Source organism: Streptococcus mitis, from assembly GCF_023109235.1.
GTDB classification, from domain to species: domain Bacteria; phylum Bacillota; class Bacilli; order Lactobacillales; family Streptococcaceae; genus Streptococcus; species Streptococcus mitis_DA.
In genome coordinates, this window is record NZ_JALDUC010000012.1 from 31,308 (window position 1) to 52,838 (window position 21,531).

Annotated in this window: 6 protein-coding genes and 1 pseudogene; 3 read left to right on the forward strand and 4 right to left on the reverse strand. The window is 39.0% G+C overall.

Features of this window, described 5'->3' with window-relative positions; all coding sequences use genetic code 11:
- Positions 1-66: 66 nt before the first annotated feature.
- From pyk to M1F55_RS07870, 4 genes are all read right to left on the reverse strand, one after another.
- Positions 67-1,572: a pyruvate kinase gene (gene pyk, locus M1F55_RS07855; RefSeq protein ID WP_020902894.1), complete on the reverse strand. Its 1,506-nt coding sequence runs from the start codon at positions 1,570-1,572 to the stop codon at positions 67-69.
- A gap of 56 nt (positions 1,573-1,628) precedes the next feature.
- Positions 1,629-2,636: a 6-phosphofructokinase gene (gene pfkA, locus M1F55_RS07860; protein WP_000820863.1), complete on the reverse strand. Its 1,008-nt coding sequence runs from the start codon at positions 2,634-2,636 to the stop codon at positions 1,629-1,631.
- A gap of 81 nt (positions 2,637-2,717) precedes the next feature.
- Positions 2,718-5,819 carry a DNA polymerase III subunit alpha gene (locus tag M1F55_RS07865; protein WP_247947624.1) on the reverse strand — a complete coding sequence of 1,034 codons (3,102 nt, stop codon included), beginning with the start codon at positions 5,817-5,819 and terminating at the stop codon, positions 2,718-2,720.
- Between the two features lie 133 nt (positions 5,820-5,952).
- Positions 5,953-17,997 (reverse strand): mucin-binding protein, encoded by a 12,045-nt coding sequence (locus M1F55_RS07870; RefSeq protein ID WP_247947622.1) that lies wholly within the window; start codon positions 17,995-17,997, stop codon positions 5,953-5,955.
- Between the two features lie 227 nt (positions 17,998-18,224).
- On the opposite strand from M1F55_RS07870, the gene M1F55_RS07875 reads away from it, so the two are divergent.
- The 3 genes and pseudogenes from M1F55_RS07875 to M1F55_RS07880 all read left to right on the forward strand — a co-directional run bounded on the left by M1F55_RS07875 (position 18,225) and on the right by M1F55_RS07880 (position 21,446).
- On the forward strand, positions 18,225-20,507 hold the full coding sequence (locus tag M1F55_RS07875; RefSeq protein WP_247947623.1) for a Xaa-Pro dipeptidyl-peptidase: 2,283 nt from the start codon (positions 18,225-18,227) through the stop codon (positions 20,505-20,507).
- 170 nt (positions 20,508-20,677) lie between these two features.
- A pseudogene (locus M1F55_RS09105) lies at positions 20,678-20,979 on the forward strand (Xaa-Pro dipeptidyl-peptidase); the annotation flags it as partial.
- Positions 20,976-21,446, forward strand: coding sequence for an arginine repressor (locus tag M1F55_RS07880; protein ID WP_061589810.1), 471 nt, complete (start codon positions 20,976-20,978; stop codon positions 21,444-21,446). The pseudogene M1F55_RS09105 and the gene M1F55_RS07880, both read left to right, overlap by 4 nt.
- Positions 21,447-21,531 lie beyond the last annotated feature (85 nt).

The window sequence follows — 21,531 nt, forward strand, 5'->3', positions numbered from 1 at the left end:
TAGACAAAAAAAGAGCCCATCATATAGGCTAGAAAGCTTGATATGATAGGCTTTTTTTCATTTTACTTAGCGTACAGTGCGGATACGCATTGTGTTTGTACGAACAGCTTCTCCAACTGGTACACCAGCTACGATAACGATATCGTCACCAGATTGTACAAGTCCTGCTTCAACTGCTTTACGTTCAGCAATTTCGAACATATCGTCAGTTGATGATGGAGCATCTGTCAACATTGGGATAACACCCCAGTTCAACATCAATCCACGTTCTGTCAATTCGTCGAATGTCAATGCCAAGATGTCAGCATTTGGACGGTATTTAGAAATCAAACGTGCAGTGTGACCTGTCTTAGTAAGGGTTACAACCAATTTGATATCCATTGAGTTAGTAGCATCTTTAACAGCTGAAGCCATTACTTCTGTCTTAGAGTTACGTTCAAATGAATCTGAGTTCAAACGACCGTATTCGTTAAGAAGAGTTTGAGCGTTCTTGTCGATTGTAGCCATTGTAGTTACTGACTCAAGTGGGTATTTACCATTTGCAGACTCACCTGAAAGCATTGTTGCGTCAGTTCCATCGATAACAGCGTTAAATACGTCAGATACTTCTGAACGAGTTGCACGTGGTTTTTCAGTCATTGTTTCAAGCATGTTTGTTGCAGTGATAACAACTTTACCTGCAGCATTGACTTTAGTGATAATCATTTTTTGGTAAACTGGAACCATTTCGAATGGTACTTCGATACCCATGTCACCACGAGCAATCATGATACCATCAGCAGCTTCGATGATTTCATCCAAGTTATCGATACCTTGTTGGTTTTCGATTTTAGCGAACAATTGAACATGTCCATTTCCAGTTTCTTCACAGATTGCACGAACTTCGTTAACGTCTTTTGCAGTACGTACGAATGAAATCGCGATGAAGTTGATACCTTGTTCAAGACCGAAGCGGATATCATCGTTATCACGATCAGCAAGAGCTGGGAAAGGAATTTTAGTGTTAGGGATGTTAACACCTTTTTGTTTAGCAATTACGCCATCGTTTTCAACTTCAACTTCAAATTCACGAGTTGCATCATCTTTAGCAACCACACGAAGACCAAGTTTACCATCGTCAACCAAAACTTGACGACCAACTTCAACATCATCATAGATATCAAGAGCACCAGCAACGTTCAATGCAATCACATCACGAGTTGATTTGATTCCTTGTTTAGTCGCAACACGGATTTTCTCACCAGTTTTGTATGAATACTCTTTAGCTTCACCTTCGAACAATTCTGTACGGATTTCTGGTCCTTTTGTGTCAAGAAGGAAACCAACTTTTTTACCTGCAAGTTTTTCTGCAAGTTTAACAGTTGCCATACGCTCACCTTGTTCTTGGTGGTCACCGTGTGAGAAGTTGAAACGGAATGTGTTAGCACCAGCTTCAATCAATTTGGCAATGTTTTTAGCTGAAGCTTCAACATCAAGTTTTTCACCCCAGTATCCGTCATCACCAAATTTTTTACCACCACGGATTTCTACCGCAGGTCCCAAAGTTGCAACGATTTTTACACGTTTATTCATGATTTTTGTGACTCCTTTATATATGACCTTTTTGGTCTTATTAACTAAATTATAAATTATGACAAGCTCTTATTCAAGCTAGATAGCTCAAGGTCAGCCTTGTGTGGGTTGTTAACCACAATCTTACCATCTGCAGTAAGGCTAAACAATGCTCCTTCTTCTGCAGTTCCAAGAATAGGGTTTTCAACCATTTTCTCGTTACGGATACCAACCGCAACACCACCGATACCTTCTTTAAGAAGTTTAACAGCATGTGCACCCATACGTGATGCCAAAACACGGTCACGCGCAGTTGGAGAACCACCACGTTGAATATGTCCAAGTTCTGTCACACGAAGGTCGCTTGTATCCCCAGCTTCTTTTAGTTTTTGACCAAATTCAGCTGCTGACATAACACCTTCTGCCAAGACGATGATGTTGTGTTTTTTACCACACTCATAACCACATTTAATGCTTTCTACGATATCTTCAATCTTGAAGCCTTCTTCAGGAATGATGATTTCATCAGCACCAGTTGCAATACCAGCCCAAAGAGCGATATCACCTGCGTTACGTCCCATAACTTCGATAACAAAAGTACGACGGTGACTTGATGATGTATCACGAATCTTATCGATAGCGTCCATAGCAGTAGTTACCGCAGTATCAAAACCGATTGTAAAGTCAGTACCAACGATATCGTTATCGATTGTACCTGGAAGACCGATAGCTGGGAAGCCATGCTCAGTCAAACGCATAGCACCGTGGTAAGATCCGTCACCACCAATAACAACTACACCTTCAATCCCGTGTTTTTTCAATTGCTCAATCCCTTTAAGTTGCCCTTCAAGTTGAGCGAACTCTGGGTAGCGAGCTGAGTGAAGGAAAGTACCACCACGAGAAATGATGTCCCCTACTGAAGCTGCATCTAGGGGATGAATTTCACCGGCAACCATACCAGCATATCCATCATAGATACCAAACACTTCCATTCCTTCTGAAATTGCTTGACGAACAACTGCACGGATGGCAGCGTTCATACCAGGGGCGTCTCCACCACTAGTCAAAACAGCAATACGTTTCATATTGGTTATGCTCCTTTTTCTTTTAACATTCTTACTGATTATACCACATTTACGTTGAAAATTCTTCTATTTTCCGTAATTTTAGCGATAAATCGTTTTCATAACCATTCCATTCAATTTCGCTTCTAATTCATCAGATTTAGCTACAAAATGATGGGGAGAAACAATTGTTCTCTGTTCCTCTTCATACCTGATAATGACTGGGATTGGGCCTTTATACTGGTCTAAAATACGTGACATTTCTTGATCCGAGTCATGATTTTTCACCTGAATCCAAAAGCGCTCAGCAACTGCTTCTCTTATTTCTTGTGCAATCATTTGCAGACGACCGTCACGTGACTGAATTTTTCCTTTTATATAGTAGAAGGCTCCTTCTCTTACTTCCTGACCAACCTGTCGATATAAATCTGAAAAGAGGGTAACATCCAATTTTTTCTTACTGTCATCCACCTGTAAGAAAGCCATATTTTCACCCTTTTTTGTACGAATTACTTTTATCTTCTGAACTTCAACCAAGATAATAGCATAGCTATTTTCTGACAAACTACTAATAGGAGTAATCGGATAAATAGCCTTACTTGCAATAGCTTGTAGAGGATGTTTGCTGACGCCTACTCCTAGGAGCTCTTGTTCCATGTAGAATTTTTCTTGCTCCGTCCAGTCCTCCGAATCTTGCCAACTATAGATGGTCTCTCCAAATAAGCTTCCTAATACTTTCACAAATTCAAATAGATTAGCTAAATTATTGAATACTTTTTTACGATTTTTTTCAAATGAATCGAAAAGACCAACTTTTACCAAAGGTTCCAGCAAGGGAAGTTTCAAATAATTCTCAGGTAGTTTAGCTAAAAAATCTTCAATGTTAGAATAAGGTCTATGTTCAATAATCCAAAGCGCCAAATCCTTGCTGAGCCCCTTAATCGATTTCAAACCTAGATAGATAGACTTGTTAGCAATTTTATCATGATAGGGGATGGTATTGATGGACAATGGTGCTACTTCAAAGCCTGCTTCAAGTGCATCTGTTAGGTAATCACTGTTGGAAGAATTCAACATGACCTGATAAAAGATAGCTGGATAATGTGTTTTAAAATAAGCCAACTGGAAGGCCAAGGCTGAGTAGGCATAGGCGTGAGATCTGTTAAAGCCATAACCTGCAAACTTCTCCATAACATCAAAGACCTGCTCTGCCTTTTCCCTAGTATGACCAGCTTCTAATGCTCCCTGAATAAAGGATTCCCTCATTTCATGCATGGCAGAGGCATCCTTTTTCCCCATAGCCCGACGCAAAATATCGGCTTTCCCAAGACTAAATCCAGCAAATCGCTGAGCAACCTGCATAACCTGCTCCTGATAGAGCATGATGCCGTAGGTTGGAGCTAAAATATCCTCCAGTACTGGATCCAGAACTGTCACTTCTTCCTGCCCATGCTTTCTCGCCACAAAATTATTGATATAGTCACTAGCACCTGGTCTATTTAGAGAAGTAGTCGCTACGACATCTTCAAAACAGACTGGTTGCACACGCTTAAGCAGCCGAATGGCACCAGGTTGCTCAAATTGAAAAATACCTTTTGTATTGCCAGATGCAAATAAAGCTAACGTTTCTTTGTCTTCCAAATCAATCTCGTTGATAGCTATCTTAACACCTTCTGTTTCAGCAAGCAACTCTTGCATTTTCTGAACAAAGGTCAAATTCCGTAGTCCCAGAAAATCCATCTTCAATAGCCCGCTAGATTCAACTCCATGTGCATCATACTGAGTCAGTGGAATTTCGTCACCATGCTTTAGTGGGATATAGTCTGTCAAATCTTGGTCACTGATTACAACACCAGCTGCATGGACAGAGGTTTGTCTTGGATATCCCTCAATCTTGCAGGCAATTTCAAAGGCTTTTTGGTATTCTAACTTACTATTGATTTGCTGACGAAACTGGAGATTGCCCTCATAGGCTGACTTGAGATTGTCCCGAAAACTGATTTTCTTAGTAATTGCGGATAATTCATACTCGGGCACACCAAAGCGCTTCAAAACATCTCGAAGAGCTTGCTTGGCGCCAAAGGTAGAAAAAGTAACGATTTGCGCAGCATGCTTGCTACCATATTTATTGCCAACATATCTGATAAAATCTGGACGATAAATATCAGGAATATCAATATCAATATCAGGCATAGTATAGCGTTCACGATTGAGGAAACGTTCAAAAATCAGATTTTTCTCTACCGGATCAATCCCAGTAATATCCAAGGCGTAGGAAACCAAACTACCGACTGCAGAACCCCGTCCCATTCCCATATAATAGCCATTTGAACGTCCAAAACGCAACAAATCCCAAACAACTAAGAAATAATCGTCAAAGCCCATATCATGAATAACAGCCAATTCTTGGTCTAGACGGTCTTGATATTCTTTACCAGTCAGCCCCTTCTGAACAAGCCCCAATTCAGCGCGTTCTCTCAACTCTTCTACTGCTGGTCTAGCAGGATTAAAGCGAGGCAGTTTCAGACTAGTATCCAAATCATAAGAAATACCTGAAATAAGCTTTTCTAAATTGTCCAAGGCCTGAGGAAAACGTTCTTGAAATAGTTTCTCTAAAGAACTTGCCGATATAAGGACATCTTGTCGTGAGCGCAAGGAAACTTCTCTAAGGGGAAGATTTTCTTTAATCGCTGTTAACACTTGCAGAATTTCTCTATACCTGCTTTCAAAGGCATTGACCCGATAGAGGGGTAAAATAGGATGATGAAATTCGCTTGCCAGTGTTTCTGGATAAACTCCAATATAGTAATCACAGCCTAGATTTAGCGACTCAATCTCTTCAAAATAAGGCACAATGACCGCAATATCCTCTAGATACTGAGACAGAATTGACCAAGTTTTCTCCCCCTGCATCTTGGCTGTTGAAAGTTTCATCAACTGCTGATAACCCACACTAGATAGAGCTAAAAAACGCAGATTCAAATCCTTATCATCTATAAGTACATTCATTTCAAGCCCTAATAAAGGATGAATGCCATATTTTTTTGTAACCTCTAGAAAGTCAAAAGCCCCATAAAGATTGTCAATATCCATCATGGCCAGATGAGTATAGCCATATTCTTTAGCTGCTCTCACATACTTGTCAATCGAAATGACACTCTCCATAAAACTATAGACTGTTTTTGTATCCAGTTGCGCAATCAATTTACACTTCTCCTCTATCGTTCTCACTATATTATACCATTTTCAAAAAGAGAAAGAAAAGAACCTGAGATGTTAAATCTCAAGTTCTTTCTTTGTCTGATTGCAAGTTAGCATCTAATAAGAATCAAAATGATTATTCTTCATCTTCTCTTTTCTTACGAGCAATCAATCCAAATCCACTTAGGGCTCCTAGAAGTCCAAGTGCTGCAAGGCTTGCATGATCTTCTGTACCTGTATTTGGAAGTTCACGTTGACCATCCATGTATTGAGGTGTAGAAGGCGCTGCTGGTTGAGCTGGAGTACCATTATTATTTCCGTTGTTATCTCCATTATCTGCAGGTGTTACAGGTTGTGGAGTTTCTGGTTCTGGTTTTGGCTCAGGTTTTGGTTCCGGCTTAGGCTCTGGTTTAGGAGTTGGAGCTGGAGTTGGGCCTGGGTAAGGAGTTGGATTTGGTGTAGGATCCTTAGGAATGTAGTTGATTGGTGTATCTTTCGTTGGATCACCAGGTACTTCTGGTACTTCGTATCCTTTTGTTGGATCATTTGGATCAACTGGTTTCAATGGTTGTCCTTCTGGATCTACAGGGATAAATCCTGGTACATAAGGCACTTTAGGTTTATCAGTTCCAGGTTTAGTTGGATCTTTTGGATCGTTTGGATACGTAACCGGAGGAACTGGTGTAGAACCTTCTGGTACTTTTGGAATCCATGAACCAAGTTTAGTGTAGACAACTTCGATATTTTCATCTTTAGAGTCTGCAGTTAATCCTGTTGTAGCTGCTACTTCTTTTTGTTTGGCATCTTTCAGGATGTAGCCTTTAACGACTGGTGATTCAACTTTATCGAATGTTGTATCTCCATCTTTAGCTGTCCAGTTACCGTATGTGATCTCACCTGTTACAGAGTTAATCTTAGCTTCACGAGTGAATGTAACTTTATCTGTTACTTTCTTAGCCACTTCCTCACCTTTTTCGTTAACGTATGTGATTGTACGGTTCACGTGGCGAGTTGTATCAATCTTCTTGATTAGATCTTCAGTCCATTTTGGTCCATCAGGGTTCTTAGGATCGATTGGTTCACCTGGTTTTGGTTTATTTGGATCATTTGGATTTTCTGGATCTACTGGTTTGATTGGCTCAACGTGTGGTTTAACTGTAACTACGAAGCTTTGATCTACTTTCGTATCTTTATCGTAGTTCTTATCTGTAGCAGTTGTGAATCCGTCACTCACTAAGTCATATCCTAGAGCTTTCAATTCAGCAAGTTTAGCTACTGTACTGTAGTCGATTGGTTCTCCAGATTTACCTTCTAGGTTATCTGTGTGAAGTACTGTTCCAGTTCCTTCTACCACATAAGTTACTTTTGCTTTCTGAGTATCTTTCTCATAAGTGATTTCAGTATCTTCTGTTGGGGTTTCAGGTGTTGGTGGAACATATCCTTTACTTGGATCGTTTGGATCTACTGGTTTCAGTGGGTTTCCATTTGGATCTTTTGGTGTAGTTCCTGGTACGTAAGGAACGATTGGTCTATCGTTTCCTGGTTTAGTTGGATCGTTCGGATCATTTGGATATGGAAGTGGATCAATTGGTGTTTCACCTTCTGGTACTTTCGGTACCCATGAACCAAGTTTAGTGTAAACTACTTCGATGTTTTCATCTTTAGAGTCTGCAGTTAATCCTGTTGTAGCTGCTACTTCTTTTTGTTTGGCATCTTTCAGGATGTATCCGTTAACGACTGGTGATTCAACTTTATCGAATGTTGTATCTCCATCTTTAGCTGTCCAGTTACCGTAAGTGATTTCACCTGTTACTGAATTGATCTTAGCTTCACGATTGAATGTAACTTTATCAGTTACTTTCTTAGCTACTTCCTCACCTTTTTCGTTAACATACTTAATTGTACGGTTCACGTGGCGAGTTGTATCAATCTTCTTGATTAGATCTTCAGTCCATTTTGGTCCATCAGGGTTCTTAGGATCGATTGGATCACCCGGTTTTGGTTTATTTGGATCATTTGGATTTTCTGGATCTACTGGTTTGATTGGCTCAACGTGTGGTTTAACTGTTACTACAAAGCTTTGATCTACTTTCGTATCTTTATCGTAGTTCTTATCTGTAGCAGTTGTGAATCCGTCACTTACTAAGTCATATCCTAGAGCTTTCAATTCAGCAAGTTTAGCTACTGTTGAGTACTCGATTGGGTCTCCAGATTTACCTTTTAGGTTATCTGTGTGAAGTACTGTTCCTGTTCCTTCTACCACATAAGTTACTTTCGCTTTTTGAGTATCTTTCTCATAAGTGATTTGCGTATCTTCTGTTGGATTTTCAGGTGTTGGTGGAACATATCCTTTACTTGGATCATTTGGATCTACTGGTTTCAGTGGATTTCCATTTGGATCTTTTGGAGTTGTTCCTGGAACATGAGGAATCACTGTTGTTGGTGTTCCTGGTTTAGTTGGATCTGTTGGATCATTTGGATATTGAGGTTTCTCAACTTTTGGAACTTCGAATCCTTCTGGTACTTTTGGTACATATTTACCTAGTGGTGAGTAAACAACGTTCACTACTGAATCAGCTGCATCATGAGCAACGTTCTCTACTTTTTCAGCTGCTTTAATGTCCGCAACATATCCTTCGATAACTGGAGAAGTTACTTCTGCTAATGTTTGTGGTGCTGTCCAATCAGAAGTATAAGTGATTTCACCTGTTACTTTGTTTAGGTCACCTTTACGAGAGTAACGAAGTTTTTGTTCTACAGTAGCTGCAGCTTCTTGACCACGTTTAGCTTCTTCTACTTTATCAGTATTCGCATATCTGTAGTTGATTGTACGATTTACTTCATCTAGTAATCCTAGTTGTTCGTATGTACGTTGTTTTGGATCTCCAGGTACTTTGTCTCCTGGTTTTGGAGTTGTATTTGGATTGTTTGGATCTAGCGGTTTATCTGGATCGATTGGAGTGATTCCCTCTTTAACGATTACATAGTAAACTTGACTAATTCCATCATTACCTTTGTCATCCTTGTCATCAAATGTACGGTTAGCTTCTGCGTAGAATGCTACACGTTCTGCTGTATAAGCTGCATCAGTTGGAGCAACAACTTCATAACCTTTAGCTTCTAATTCAGCTTTAACGTTATCAATGTTTGTTGTCTTGATTGCTTTACCTGTATCTCCTGCTTCCGCAACTGATACGTGAACTGCAGTACCATCCTCTTTAATGAAGTGAACTAGAGCTACTTGAGAACCATCTTTAACATACGTAATTGTAGTGTTTTGAGTTGGATCTTCTGGCTGTTTCGGTACTTCATATCCTTTCGTTGGATCGTTAGGATCTTTCGGAGTTAATGGTTTACCGTTTGGACCTACTGGTGTTGTTCCAGGGATGTATGGTACTACTGGAGTTTCAGTAGGTGTTCCTGGTTTTGTAGGATCTTCACTGGTTGGATCTTCATATGGTTTTGGTGTTAAGTCAGCATCCGCTGGAGGTGTTACTCCTTCTGGAATTACTGGCACATATGAACCAAGTTTGCGGTAGATGATTGTTTCTTCGCTATCTTTATCAGTAGCTTTAACCTCTGTACGCTCTGTAGATTTAGCTGCTGAAGCTACATATCCTGGTTTGTTTGGAGTTGTTACAGCGTCGATTGTTGTATCATTGTCTTTAGCTGTCCATGTACCAAAGTTAGAGATTGCTCCTGTTACTGGATCTAAGTCAGCTGTACGAGTGAATGTTAATGTTTGTACATTGTCAGGGATACCTGCATCTGATCCGTCAGCTAGTTTGTAGTGAACTGTGTGTGTTACTTCTTCGATTAATCCTAATTCTTTGTAAGTACGTCCTTTTGGATCGTTTGGTACTTTGTCTTCAGGTTTAGGAGTAACATTTGGAGTATTTGGATCTACTGGCTTACTTGGATCGATATTTGCTGGTTTGGTAGTATAGATTACTGTTTCAGTAATATCCTCAGCAGTTGCTGTTACTTCTGTCGCTGGTACAGTCTCTTTATCTGGAGTGAAGTTTGTAACTTTTGGTGAAGTTACAGCTTCAAATGTTTGAGCTGGTGACCATTCTCCGAATGTAACCTTACCAGTTACTGGATTGATAGTTGCTGAACGTTTGAACTCTTTAGTTTCTTGTACTGAATCAGCAGCCTTTGAACCATCTGCGTAAACATACTTGATTGTACGTTTCACTTCCTCTTTACGTCCGTCTTCTAACTCTTTGATTAACTCTGGAGTCCATTTTGGTCCTGTTGGATTATTTGGATCGATTGGTTGATCTTTAGTTGGAGTTGGGTCGTTTGGATTTACAGTAATTGGCTTAGCAGTTACTAGGACTTTGTATACTTGGTTAGTCTTAGAATCTGCATCGAATGTACCATCTGTTGGGTAGTTGTTTTCTACAACTGTATAACCTTTAGCTTTTAGTGCTTCAATTGTTGCTGTTACATCTGCAGCTTTAGTGAATGCTTTTCCTGTATCACCAGTATCTACTACTGATTCTGCAACTGCACCTTTTTCAGTCTTATCCGTTTCACTGTTTACTTCGATGAAGTGAACAATCGCTACTTGTGATCCATCTTTAACATAGGTAATTGTAGTGTTCTCTGTTGGATCTGTTGGTAAGTCTGGTACTTCATATCCTTTGCTTGGATCGTTAGGATCTTTCGGTGTTAATGGTTTTCCATTTGGTCCTACCGGTGTTGTTCCAGGAATGTATGGAACTACTGGAGTTTCAGTAGGTGTCCCTGGTTTTGTAGGATCTGCTGGAGTTGCATTTGGATATGGTTTTGGATTTAGGTCAGCATCTGCCGGAGGTGTGATGCCTTCTGGTACTACTGGTACATATGAACCAAGTTTACGGTAGATAATTGTTTCTTCACTATCTTTATCCGTAGCTGATACATTTGTACGTTCTGTAGATGTTTTTGCTGAAGCCACGTATCCATCTTTATTTGGTGTTGTTACAGCATCAATTGTTGTATCTCCACCTTTAGCTTTCCATGTACCGTAGTTAGAGATTGCTCCTGTTACTGGATCTACCTCTGCGGTACGTGTAAATGTTAATGTTTGTACATTATCAGCGATACCTGCATCTGAACCGTCTTCAAGTTTGTAGTGAACTGTGTGTGTTACTTCTTCAACTAAACCTAGTTCTCTGTATGTACGTCCTTTTGGATCGTTAGGAACTACATCATCAGGTTGTGGAGTAACATTTGGATTTGTTGGATCTGTTGGTTTGTTAGGATCTACAGTTGTTGGTTTTGTAGAGTAGATTACTGTCTCTTCAAAGTCTTTATCTGTAGCCGCTACAGTTTTCGCTGGCACATCTGCAACTGTTGGTGTTACACCTGCAACTGCCGCAGTGTATTTCTCAAGTGTTGGAGAAGTTACTGCTTCGAATGTTTGATCAGCCGACCAATCTCCGTATGTGATTTCTCCTGTCGCTACATTAATCTTACCAGAACGTGTGAATTTAAGTGTTTTAACTTTCTTATCAGCCACACTTGTTAAATCAGATTCTGCTACTGGAGTACCATCTTCGTATACATACTTAATAGTACGTGTTACTTCTTCTTGTACTTTTACAGCGTTGATTAATGCTTCGGTCCATTTTGGTCCATCTGGATTATTTGGATCGATTGGCGTTACACCTGGAGTTGGTTTTGGATTGTCGTCACTTGATGGTTTAGTTGGATCAAATGATGGAACATCTACTACTTTAGCTTTGAATTTCACAACATATTCTTGATCAACTGCAGCATCTTTATCGAATTTATCTGTTGATACAAATCCGTTATTTACTAGTTCGTAACCTTTCTTAACTAGCTCAGCAATCTTATCTGTTACTGAAGTTGCTGTTGTAGCTGGGTAAGCTGCTTCAGATTTACCTGTTACTGCGATTGGATCTGCAAGACCTGGAGTAATGACTTTATCTGTATTAGTAGGGTCTACTTCTACGAATTTAACTACAGCTTTTTGATCTACTGGAGAGTATTTAACAGTAACTAGCAGTTTATCTGGACTTGATTCTGGATCGATGTCCGCTGTTGCTTCTACTAGGGCATTGTCAGGTAAATATCCTGGAACAGTAGGAGATGTTACATTATTAAATCTTCTATCACTATCTTCTTGAGTTACTTCTGTTTCCACTCCTGTTGTTGGAGAAATCTTCGATATTTTTCCTGCTGAAGCTTCCCATTTACCATAACTAACCGCTGCTGTTGCTTCTGCTGTTGCGTTAGCTTCTTTAGCTTTATTTTCTACAAACTTAAATAATGTAGCTTTTGCATCTTCAGCTGCTTTAGAATTTTCTCCACTTGCTTTTACAACATCATTATATTTTTTATATTCTTCTGGATATAATCTTGAAGTTGCTGCAAGATCAAGTTTACGAGTACGCGTAAATGTTAGAGTTTCTTTTACTCTATCCGCTTTGTCATTATCATTAACTTTTACAAATGCTTCTTTTCTATCAGCTGGAATTTCATCAGCTAGATTTTTGTCTGCTACATCTGCTACTGCTTTATCAGCATAAACATAGTCAATATAACGTGTTACTGTTCTCGTTTCGTTGTCTGAAGCTGAAAGTTCAGTTTTCTTATGACGTAGATATACGTTGAATGGTTGATCAACATCTTTATCATTATCAAATGTGCGTCCATCTGCGATAGCCTTACCTTGAGCATCATTTGTATAGTCATCTGTTACTAATTCATAACCAAGATCCTCATATTTCTTAATAGTTTCTGCTGTTAAGTAAGGAATCTTCGTATGAGATTTACCTTGAAGTTTCTCTACGTTATAAGTTGTTTTCGCATCTGGATTTGTTGCAGGAGCAGTTGCCGCTGTTTGTATTTCAAGAATACGAGCATCTCCTGTTGCATCTAAGTCGATATACGTTACATTCGCTTTTTGTTTATCAGCTTTATAAACAACATACATATCGAAGTCATCTTTGTCGTCTGAACGAACTTCTGATACTAATGGTTCGTATGCACCAACGTCCTTAGTATTGTCAGCTACTGGAGTATATAATCCAACAGGTTGTTTACCATTATGGATGTGTCCCATCTTACCGTCAGCACGAGGAGTGAAGTCAGCTGTTACTACTTCAGCAGTATATCCTTTTACTGTTGGCGATATAATTTCTTTAAATTTAGAGTTTTCATCACTTGAAGCAGTCCATTTACCGATGATAATTGAACCTTGGTTGAACTGAGTTCCTGCTGGAATTGTATCTCCAACCTTGTAAACATGTCCTGTTGCATCTGTAACTTGGTTTGCAGTTACTAAATCTGTAGCAGTTGCACCCGCTTCAGAGAAAATCTTGTATTCACGAGTATAGTCGATCGTTTGTGTACGAGTAACTGGTGTATTATCGATTGCTACGATTGGAGCATTATCTTTATATGAATCTTGACTTGCTGGATTATCATTAGCATCTTCATATACATAATGAATTGTACGAGTGATTGAAGCTTTTGACTGTGGCTTAACGATTGGTGTATAAGTTGCTTTACCAAAGTCTGTACCATATTTACTTGTTACTGGGTCCCCAGCTACTTTATCGTTATAGTCAACATCTGGTTGTTGTTTTACTACACCAGTACCAGTTCCTACGAACTTAGGATCTGGTGTGAAAGTAATTTCACCAGTATCTTGGTTTAATGTGTAAGTACCTTCGTTTTCAATTACGATTTCTGTATCAGTTACTTTAGTGTAACGACGTGGAACACTTATCACTTCTCCTGTTTGTGGATCGATGTGAACTGCATTTGGAAGAGTTACGTTCATTAAGTCTTCATATGTCGCAGCAGTACGAGTTCCTTTTGGAATCACATCATTATTTGCGTTGTAAGTTGTTCCATTAAGTGTAATACTTTCACCTTTTGGAACTAACTGATCTGCTGATGTTTCCTTGGCTAAAGTTGAAATCTTATTTCCGGTTTCACGCGGAATTGTTTGTCCAGTATTATAAGTTACATTGTCGAATGTATTATTAGCTGAATTAGTAAATGGCGTATTGATAGTAGCTCCTGCTGGAATTGTTCCTCCCGCTGGAATTGTTTGCTCTGTTCCATTCGCTAATGTTACTTTTACTTCCACTGGTGCTGGGTGATTGCTTTGAGGTTTTGCACCAGCAGGGATAGTAGTACCTGAAACTAATCGAATGTTATTTACAGTGACATTTCCTGTTCCAGTAACATTCACATCACCAGTATTCGCTATTGTAGTTCCTGCTGGAATTTTATCTGCTGGTTTATAAGTGACTGTTGTTCCATCTGTTAGTGTAACAGTTGTTTCCTTATCGACAGTTGTATCTTCTGTATATAATTTCCCTGGAATTTCTTTTCTAGTTGCAAAAGTTGGTTTCTCACTTGTATTTAAAATATCAACTCGTTTAGAAGTTTCAACAGATTCATTTGTTATCGTTTCAACCGTTCCTTTTGTTGGAATTGTAGGGTTAGATGATTGTGGTTTTCCTTGAACGTCTTCTGTAGTTGTATCTTCTCCTACTGGACGAACGTCAATAACAGTTGGAATATAACTTGTATCCATAGACTTGGCACCGTTATTTCCATTGTTTACATTTTCTAATACCTTATCTTTTTCTGCTAAAGTCGTACTTGTTAAAGATTCTCTAATTGTATCTTCTGTAGCTTCCCATCCAGTGTGACTTCCATTATTATCCCACGCACGGATAGCTACCCCTTTAGCTGTACCTACAAATCCTTTTTCTGGTTCAAAAGTGATTTTTGTAAAACTCAAACTACCTTGTTTAGAATTTTTGTTTTCCGCAGAATCTTCGTTTAGTTTATAGACCCCAACTTTATTTCCTGCTGTATCATATTCAGTGTATTCAGATAGATAGTATTCTGTTTTACCTGTTAATTTATTCAATACTTTAACAGCTGTACCAAGAGTATTTCCTCTCGCATCTTTAACGACTACCTCAGTACCATTGTAAATTGTTTGGCTTAGTTTGTCTTTCACCTCAACTGTTTTACCTGTTGGTTCTTCAGATTTTACAACTGTATCATTTAGCACCATCTTAGGCGCTGTATTATCATCAATTTGTGCCCATTGTTTATAGTTTGATTCAATTGTTTTACCACTTGCGGTAAACATAGCGTTAGTTGGGAAATTCACTTCTTGTTTTTTCCCTTGATAATCTTTTGTTTCATGACGTGTTCCACGAGGTGGGTGAATAACGTTCGCAACAAAGTCTTCTACTTCCCCTGAAGATGCCAATCCTGTTGGTAATCTCAAGTCGTTTTGGTCTACAGAAACACGTAAACGAACACCAAGATTATCTACTGATGTGTTTAATAATTGTGGTGTATTCTTAAATGTAATGTCATAAGTTCCATCAGCATTAGCTGTTACTAATTCAGATGATTCATAAAGATCAAATTTACCGTTACCGTTAAAGTCAACCCATCCACGAACATAAGCCACATCATTATTAACACCACGATTAACTTTGACACCTTTTAAGATATATTCATTTTCACTTGCATGACGTAGTGTGTATTTAGTTGCTACTGCTGGATCAAGAAGTTGTCCTTCACCTTCATCAGGTAGGTTACCTACACCAAGTCCACGTGTTGCTTGATTGTATAGACCTTTAATTGGTAAACCATCTCCACCTTGTAATGTATTAGCTGTTGATAGAATTTCACCATTTTTAATCGCTACTTGCGTTCCATCAGCCATACGAATTACAGGGTTTTTACCATCTAATAAGTATGTTCCTGATTGACCTTTAGAGTTTGTAACTTGCGTTGAACCGCTAACAAGACTGATTTCTTTATAATCTTCTGAGTTAACTAAGTCATCAAGTACCCAAGCTCCATTCGGTTCAGTGATTGTTGTACGGAAGTCTGTATCTGCAGGAACATCTCCTAAATATGGTTGTGTCGCAGTTACTTGCGTTCCATTCTTATCTTTATTAAAGTTACCAATGATGTGTTGTGCTGAACCATAAGAGGCTGGTGCATCCCCACCATCATAAATAACGAAACCTACTGTTGCTGATTGGCTACCATTGGCATTAATGTAAACTCCTAAGTTCTCAACATTTTGAGTAAGACCTATAGGAAGATCATAACCATCATTAATACCTGAATTGAAAGGTCCGAATAATTGGCTTCCATAACCTGTTTCCGTTTTATTCGCCCACTCAGAAAGATTATAACCTGTTGATAACCTTGCATTTGTTTTTCTATCGAAAGTATATGTAAAGTTAGAGTTAATATTTCTATTAGGGAATAAACCTTTAGAAGCCGTTTTGTTTTTATTCAAACGCATGAACTCTTCCCAAGGTGTTCCATCAGATTCGAACTGAGTAAATTCTGCCGCACCTAAATCTTCTGAATCAACTGCAATCGCATTAACCGCGACTGGGCGTCCATTATATGTTGCTGATAATTGGAACTTAACCCCAACGTTACCACCATCATAAGCTGGAGCAAAGGCAGTTAATCGTTCACGAGTTACCCCGTTTGAATCTTCATATTTAGTTTCAAATCCTGCTAATCGTAAATGACTCCAGTTCGGATCTTGTCTTGTTACAATGACGTCTTCACGTTGAACAACACCATCAACAGGGCTTCTGTTGATATTTTCAGGTTCACCATTAGCTTTATTTAAAGTATATGTTTCTGTGGTAACTTTTTTACGAGAAAGGGAACTTACTGTTGCACTTAATGTATAACCTTTTACCTTAGTTGGTACATCGAAACGCATTCCTTCTTGAAGAACCTCAAATATTTCATTATTAAATCGTCCTTCAGATAGACCTTGTTGCACTTCATGTTTCACATGATCATATGTTTTCCACAATGTATATTTAGCTAATCCAGACGCTAAAAATGCCGGATCATTTGTTTTCTTACCTACTAACTCTGGATGAGTTGTAGATTCAATAACTGTACGAACCATTGTAAAACGGCCACGTTCTTGACGTCCTTTAGAGCTCGTGAAATCAACCATAGCTGGATTATTAACATATTCAACAGCACCTACTTTTGTTCCATCAGCATATGTAATAGACGCAGTAGCGAAGTCAAACCAGTTGATTGCTTCACGAAGTTGACTATAGTTTTTTTCACCAGCTGAACCATAAGAAACATCTGCTATGGCAAAATCATGTGTATTGTTACCATTTTGGTCTACCTTACCATTCGCCAACGTTACTGTTGCTACTGCTTGACCTGTGTTACCTTTTCGTTTAACTTCAATCTTATCTTCAGCTGTTAAAGTTGGGTTGGCTGTACGAATTTCTTTTTCAATCGCACGTGCTTCTTCTTCAGTAATATCACCAACATTATTTACAACAACTTTGTTAATAGGATTAGCAATTGCTACAGTAGATCCTGCTGCATCCGGCAACACTGCTTCTACTTTACCTACGTGTCCTGCACGTTTCATCTCAGCATAAACTGCTTCGATAGCTGATGAGATACGTTGGAGTTGGGCATCCAATTCTTCCTTAGTGATTTCTCCTGCCGCAAGAGCTTTCTTAGAAGCTTCGATTTGGACCTTAGCTGAAGCTACTGCAGTTGCGATTGCTTCTTTTCCAGCTTTATCTTCTGCCTTTTTATCCGCAAAGTTTGAGGCAGTTGTGTTCAATACTTCTGCTTCAGATGTCAACTGTTCAAGGACAGTTTTAGTAGCAGTAATTGGGTTTTCTGCTTTCTTTTCATCCTTTTTATCAGCTTTTTCATCAACTGCTTTATCAGCTTTTTTGTCAGTCGAAGGAGCAGTTAGTGTTGCTTTTTCTTTGTCAGCTGCTTCTGTTTTTTCAGTTGTAGCTGTCTCAGCTACTTTTTCATCTTTCTTAGATGCTTCAGCAGCTAATTTTGCAACTTCCTCATCACTCAAGGCCGGCTTTTCTACTACAGCCGCTTCTGTCGTAGCAGAAAGAGCTGGTGCCGTCTCATTTGCGACATTCTCACTTACCTTATCATCTTTTGGAGCAGATGCCACAGCTTCTGTTTTATTTTCAGTAGCTGTTTCTTCTGCTTTGGCAGTCGTTTGGGCAGCACCCAAAATCAAGGCTGTCCCCAACAGCACACTCGCAGCACCAAAATGATACTTACGAATAGAGAAACGTTGGCTCAAGCCATACCAATCAAAAGATTTATTTTTTTGTCTTTTTGATTTATACATAATGTTCACTTTCCACATTTTTTTATGTAATTTCGAATTACAATTATATAGTATATATTTTATCACAAAAACGCTATCAGTTCAAGAAAGAAATAATTATATATATATATATATATCGTTTTTTGATATTGTTTATATTTATATACTATTTTGTTTTTGACTTTATCTTGGTATTTTTTTTGCTTTTTTGATATAATAAATTAAAGTATAATTTTACTGGAGGTTTTATGCGTTTTAATCGATTTAGCTATTTAGCGCTACCTAGAGATACAATTATCTTTGAATTAAAAAAGTATGGATTTGATTTACCAGTCAACATCACAAATAAAAAAATGCTTGAAGCGTTTCTCATTCGTTTCTTTTTTAATTTTAAAGATAGCACCTATCCTCTATCCAGTTTAGCAGTTGATAAAGAAACTGACTTACTGACATTTTTTCAATCAGATAAAGAGTTGACTGCAGATATTTTCTATACTGTAGCCTTTCAACTTTTAGGTTTTTCTTATTTGGTTGACTTTGAAGACAGTGATGTTTTTCGTAAAGAGTCTGGATTTCCTATTGTATATGGTGACTTGATTGAAAATCTCTATCAGTTACTCAATACTCGTACCAAAAAGGGGAACACTCTTATCGACCAACTTGTCAGTGACGGTCTTATTTCTGAGGATAATGACTATCGCTACTTTAACGGCAAGAGTTTGGCTACTTTTTCTAGCCATGATGCCATTCGAGAAGTCGTTTACGTTGAGTCACGTGTCGATACTGACCAAAAAGGTCTTCCAGACTTAGTCAAGGTCAGCATTATTCGTCCTCGTTATGACGGCCAAATTCCTGCTATCATGACAGCTAGCCCCTACCATCAGGGAACCAATGACAAGGCTAGTGATAAGGCCCTCTACAAGATGGAGGGTGAACTTGAGGTCAAACCTGCTCACAAGATTGAGCTTGAAGAACCTCAACTCAATCTCGTCCAACCCCAAGGTCAAGCTGAGCTTGTGTCAGAAGCTGAGGAAAAGCTAACGCACATCAACGCTAGCTATACTCTCAACGACTACTTCCTTCCACGAGGTTTTGCTAATCTCTATGTCTCAGGTGTCGGTACCAAAGACTCTACTGGTTTCATGACTAATGGGGACTACCAGCAAATCGAGGCTTATAAAAATGTCATCGACTGGCTCAATGGCCGTTGCCGTGCCTTTACCGACCACACGTGCCAACGTCAAGTCAAGGCTGACTGGTCAAACGGAAAAGTAGCTACAACTGGACTTTCCTATCTAGGTACCATGTCCAATGGTCTTGCGACTACAGGTGTAGATGGTTTAGAGGTTATTATTGCCGAGGCTGGTATTTCTTCGTGGTACAACTACTACCGTGAAAACGGTCTAGTAACTAGCCCAGGTGGTTATCCAGGTGAGGACTTTGACTCCCTTGCTGAACTAACCTACTCTCGTAATCTCTTGGCTGGTGATTATATCCGTGGTAATGAGGCTCACCAAGCTGACTTAGAAAAAGTAAAAGAGCAGTTAGATCGCAAATCTGGTGACTACAATCAATTTTGGCATGATCGCAATTATCTGCTCAATGCCCATAAGGTAAAGGCAGAGGTTGTCTTTACTCATGGTTCACAGGATTGGAATGTCAAACCACTTCATGTTTACCAGATGTTTCACGCCCTTCCTGCTCATATAAACAAGCATCTCTTTTTCCATAATGGCGCCCATGTGTACATGAACAACTGGCAGTCCATTGACTTCCGTGAGTCCATGAACGCCTTATTGACAAAGAAATTACTGGGACAAGATACAGATTTCCAACTTCCTACTGTCATTTGGCAGGACAATACAGCCCCTCAGACTTGGCTATCACTTGATACCTTCGGTGGGCAAGAAAACTTTGAAACCTTCTCACTTGGTCAAGAAGAGAAAGTCATTCAAAACCAGTACCCAGATAAGGATTTTGAGCGCTATGGTAAGACCTACCAGACCTTCAATACAGAACTCTATCAAGGAAAAACCAATCAGATTACTATTGACCTTCCTGTAACCAAAGATCTTCACTTGAACGGTCGTGCCCAACTCAATCTTCGTATCAAATCCAGTATAAATAAGGGGCTCTTATCTGCCCAACTGCTAGAATTTGGACAGAAGAAATACCTGCAACCTTATCCAGCTGTTTTAAGTGCTAGAACCATTGACAACGGTCGCTACCATATGTTGGAAAATCTCAACGAATTGCCTTTTCGTGAAAATACACAACGAGTCGTGACAAAAGGCTATCTCAATTTACAAAATAGAAATGATTTACTGTTGGTAGAGGATATTACTGCAGATGAATGGATGGATATCCAGTTTAAACTGCAACCAACTATTTACAAGTTAAAAGAAGGAGATACTCTTCGTTTAGTACTCTATACTACTGACTTTGAAATCACAATCCGTGATAACACCGCTTACCACCTGACTGTTGATCTTGAACAGTCTACTCTTATCCTACCTTGTCAAAAGGCATAATATATCAGACTTTCTATATGGAAGATTTCCACTTGAACAGTTGAAACAAACATACACTTGGTATCAAATGCAATCCCGATATAGGCTTATGATAGGTCTACACGGAAGCTTTGACAAAAGATACTAAAACCCTAACCAACATGTGTACTCATTAATAATACTCGCTACCACACCACATGTTGAAAAATCTTTGTGAATTAACATTAATCATAAATTCACAATAAGTCGTGACAAAAGGCTACCCTAATTGAATGATTTACTGTTAGTAGAGGACACCAATGTAGATAAACGGATAGATACCCAATTCATCTACACTCAACTAGTGACAAGTTAAAAGAGTGGGATTTTCTCCATTTAGTCCTATACTACTGACTTTGAAATCATCATACGTGACAATACCGCTTACCACCCGACTGACGATTTCGTTCCGTCCACGCTTTCTGTACCCAGTACAAGGAGTAACATTTTATGAATAAATCTGAACACCGACACCAACTCATACGAGCTCTTGTAACGAAAAACAAGATTCATACTCAAGCTGAGCTACAAGCTCTTCTTGCCGATAATGATATTCAAGTTACACAAGCTACACTTTCGAGAGATATTAAAAGTATGAACCTCTCAAAAGTACGTGAAGAAGACAACTCTTACTACGTGCTCAATACAGGCTCTATCTCAAAATGGGAGAAACGTCTCGAAATCTACATGGAAGATGCTCTTGTCTTGATGCGTCCCGTTCAACACCAAGTCCTCCTTAAAACCCTTCCTGGACTTGCGCAATCCTTTGGTTCTATCATTGATGCATTAAGTTTCTCTGACGCTATCGCTACTCTCTGTGGTGATGATGTCTGCCTTGTCATCTGCGAAGATGCAGAAGCTGCTCAAAAATGCTTTGAAGAGTTGAAAAAATTCGCTCCACCATTTTTCTTTGAAGAATAAAAAATTCCGGCTCTATAATATTTGTAGTGGGTAAATCTCCTATAAATATTATGGAGCCTATTTTTGTGTAGAAAAAAAGTCCCAT

Coding starts and splice junctions, on each gene's coding strand:
- pyk (WP_020902894.1), bottom strand. CDS start 1,572: ATGAATAAACGTGTAAAAATCGTTGCAACTTTGGGACCTGCGGTAGAA.
- pfkA (WP_000820863.1), bottom strand. CDS start 2,636: ATGAAACGTATTGCTGTTTTGACTAGTGGTGGAGACGCCCCTGGTATG.
- M1F55_RS07875 (WP_247947623.1), top strand. CDS start 18,225: ATGCGTTTTAATCGATTTAGCTATTTAGCGCTACCTAGAGATACAATT.
- M1F55_RS07880 (WP_061589810.1), top strand. CDS start 20,976: ATGAATAAATCTGAACACCGACACCAACTCATACGAGCTCTTGTAACG.
- M1F55_RS07870 (WP_247947622.1), bottom strand. CDS start 17,997: ATGTATAAATCAAAAAGACAAAAAAATAAATCTTTTGATTGGTATGGC.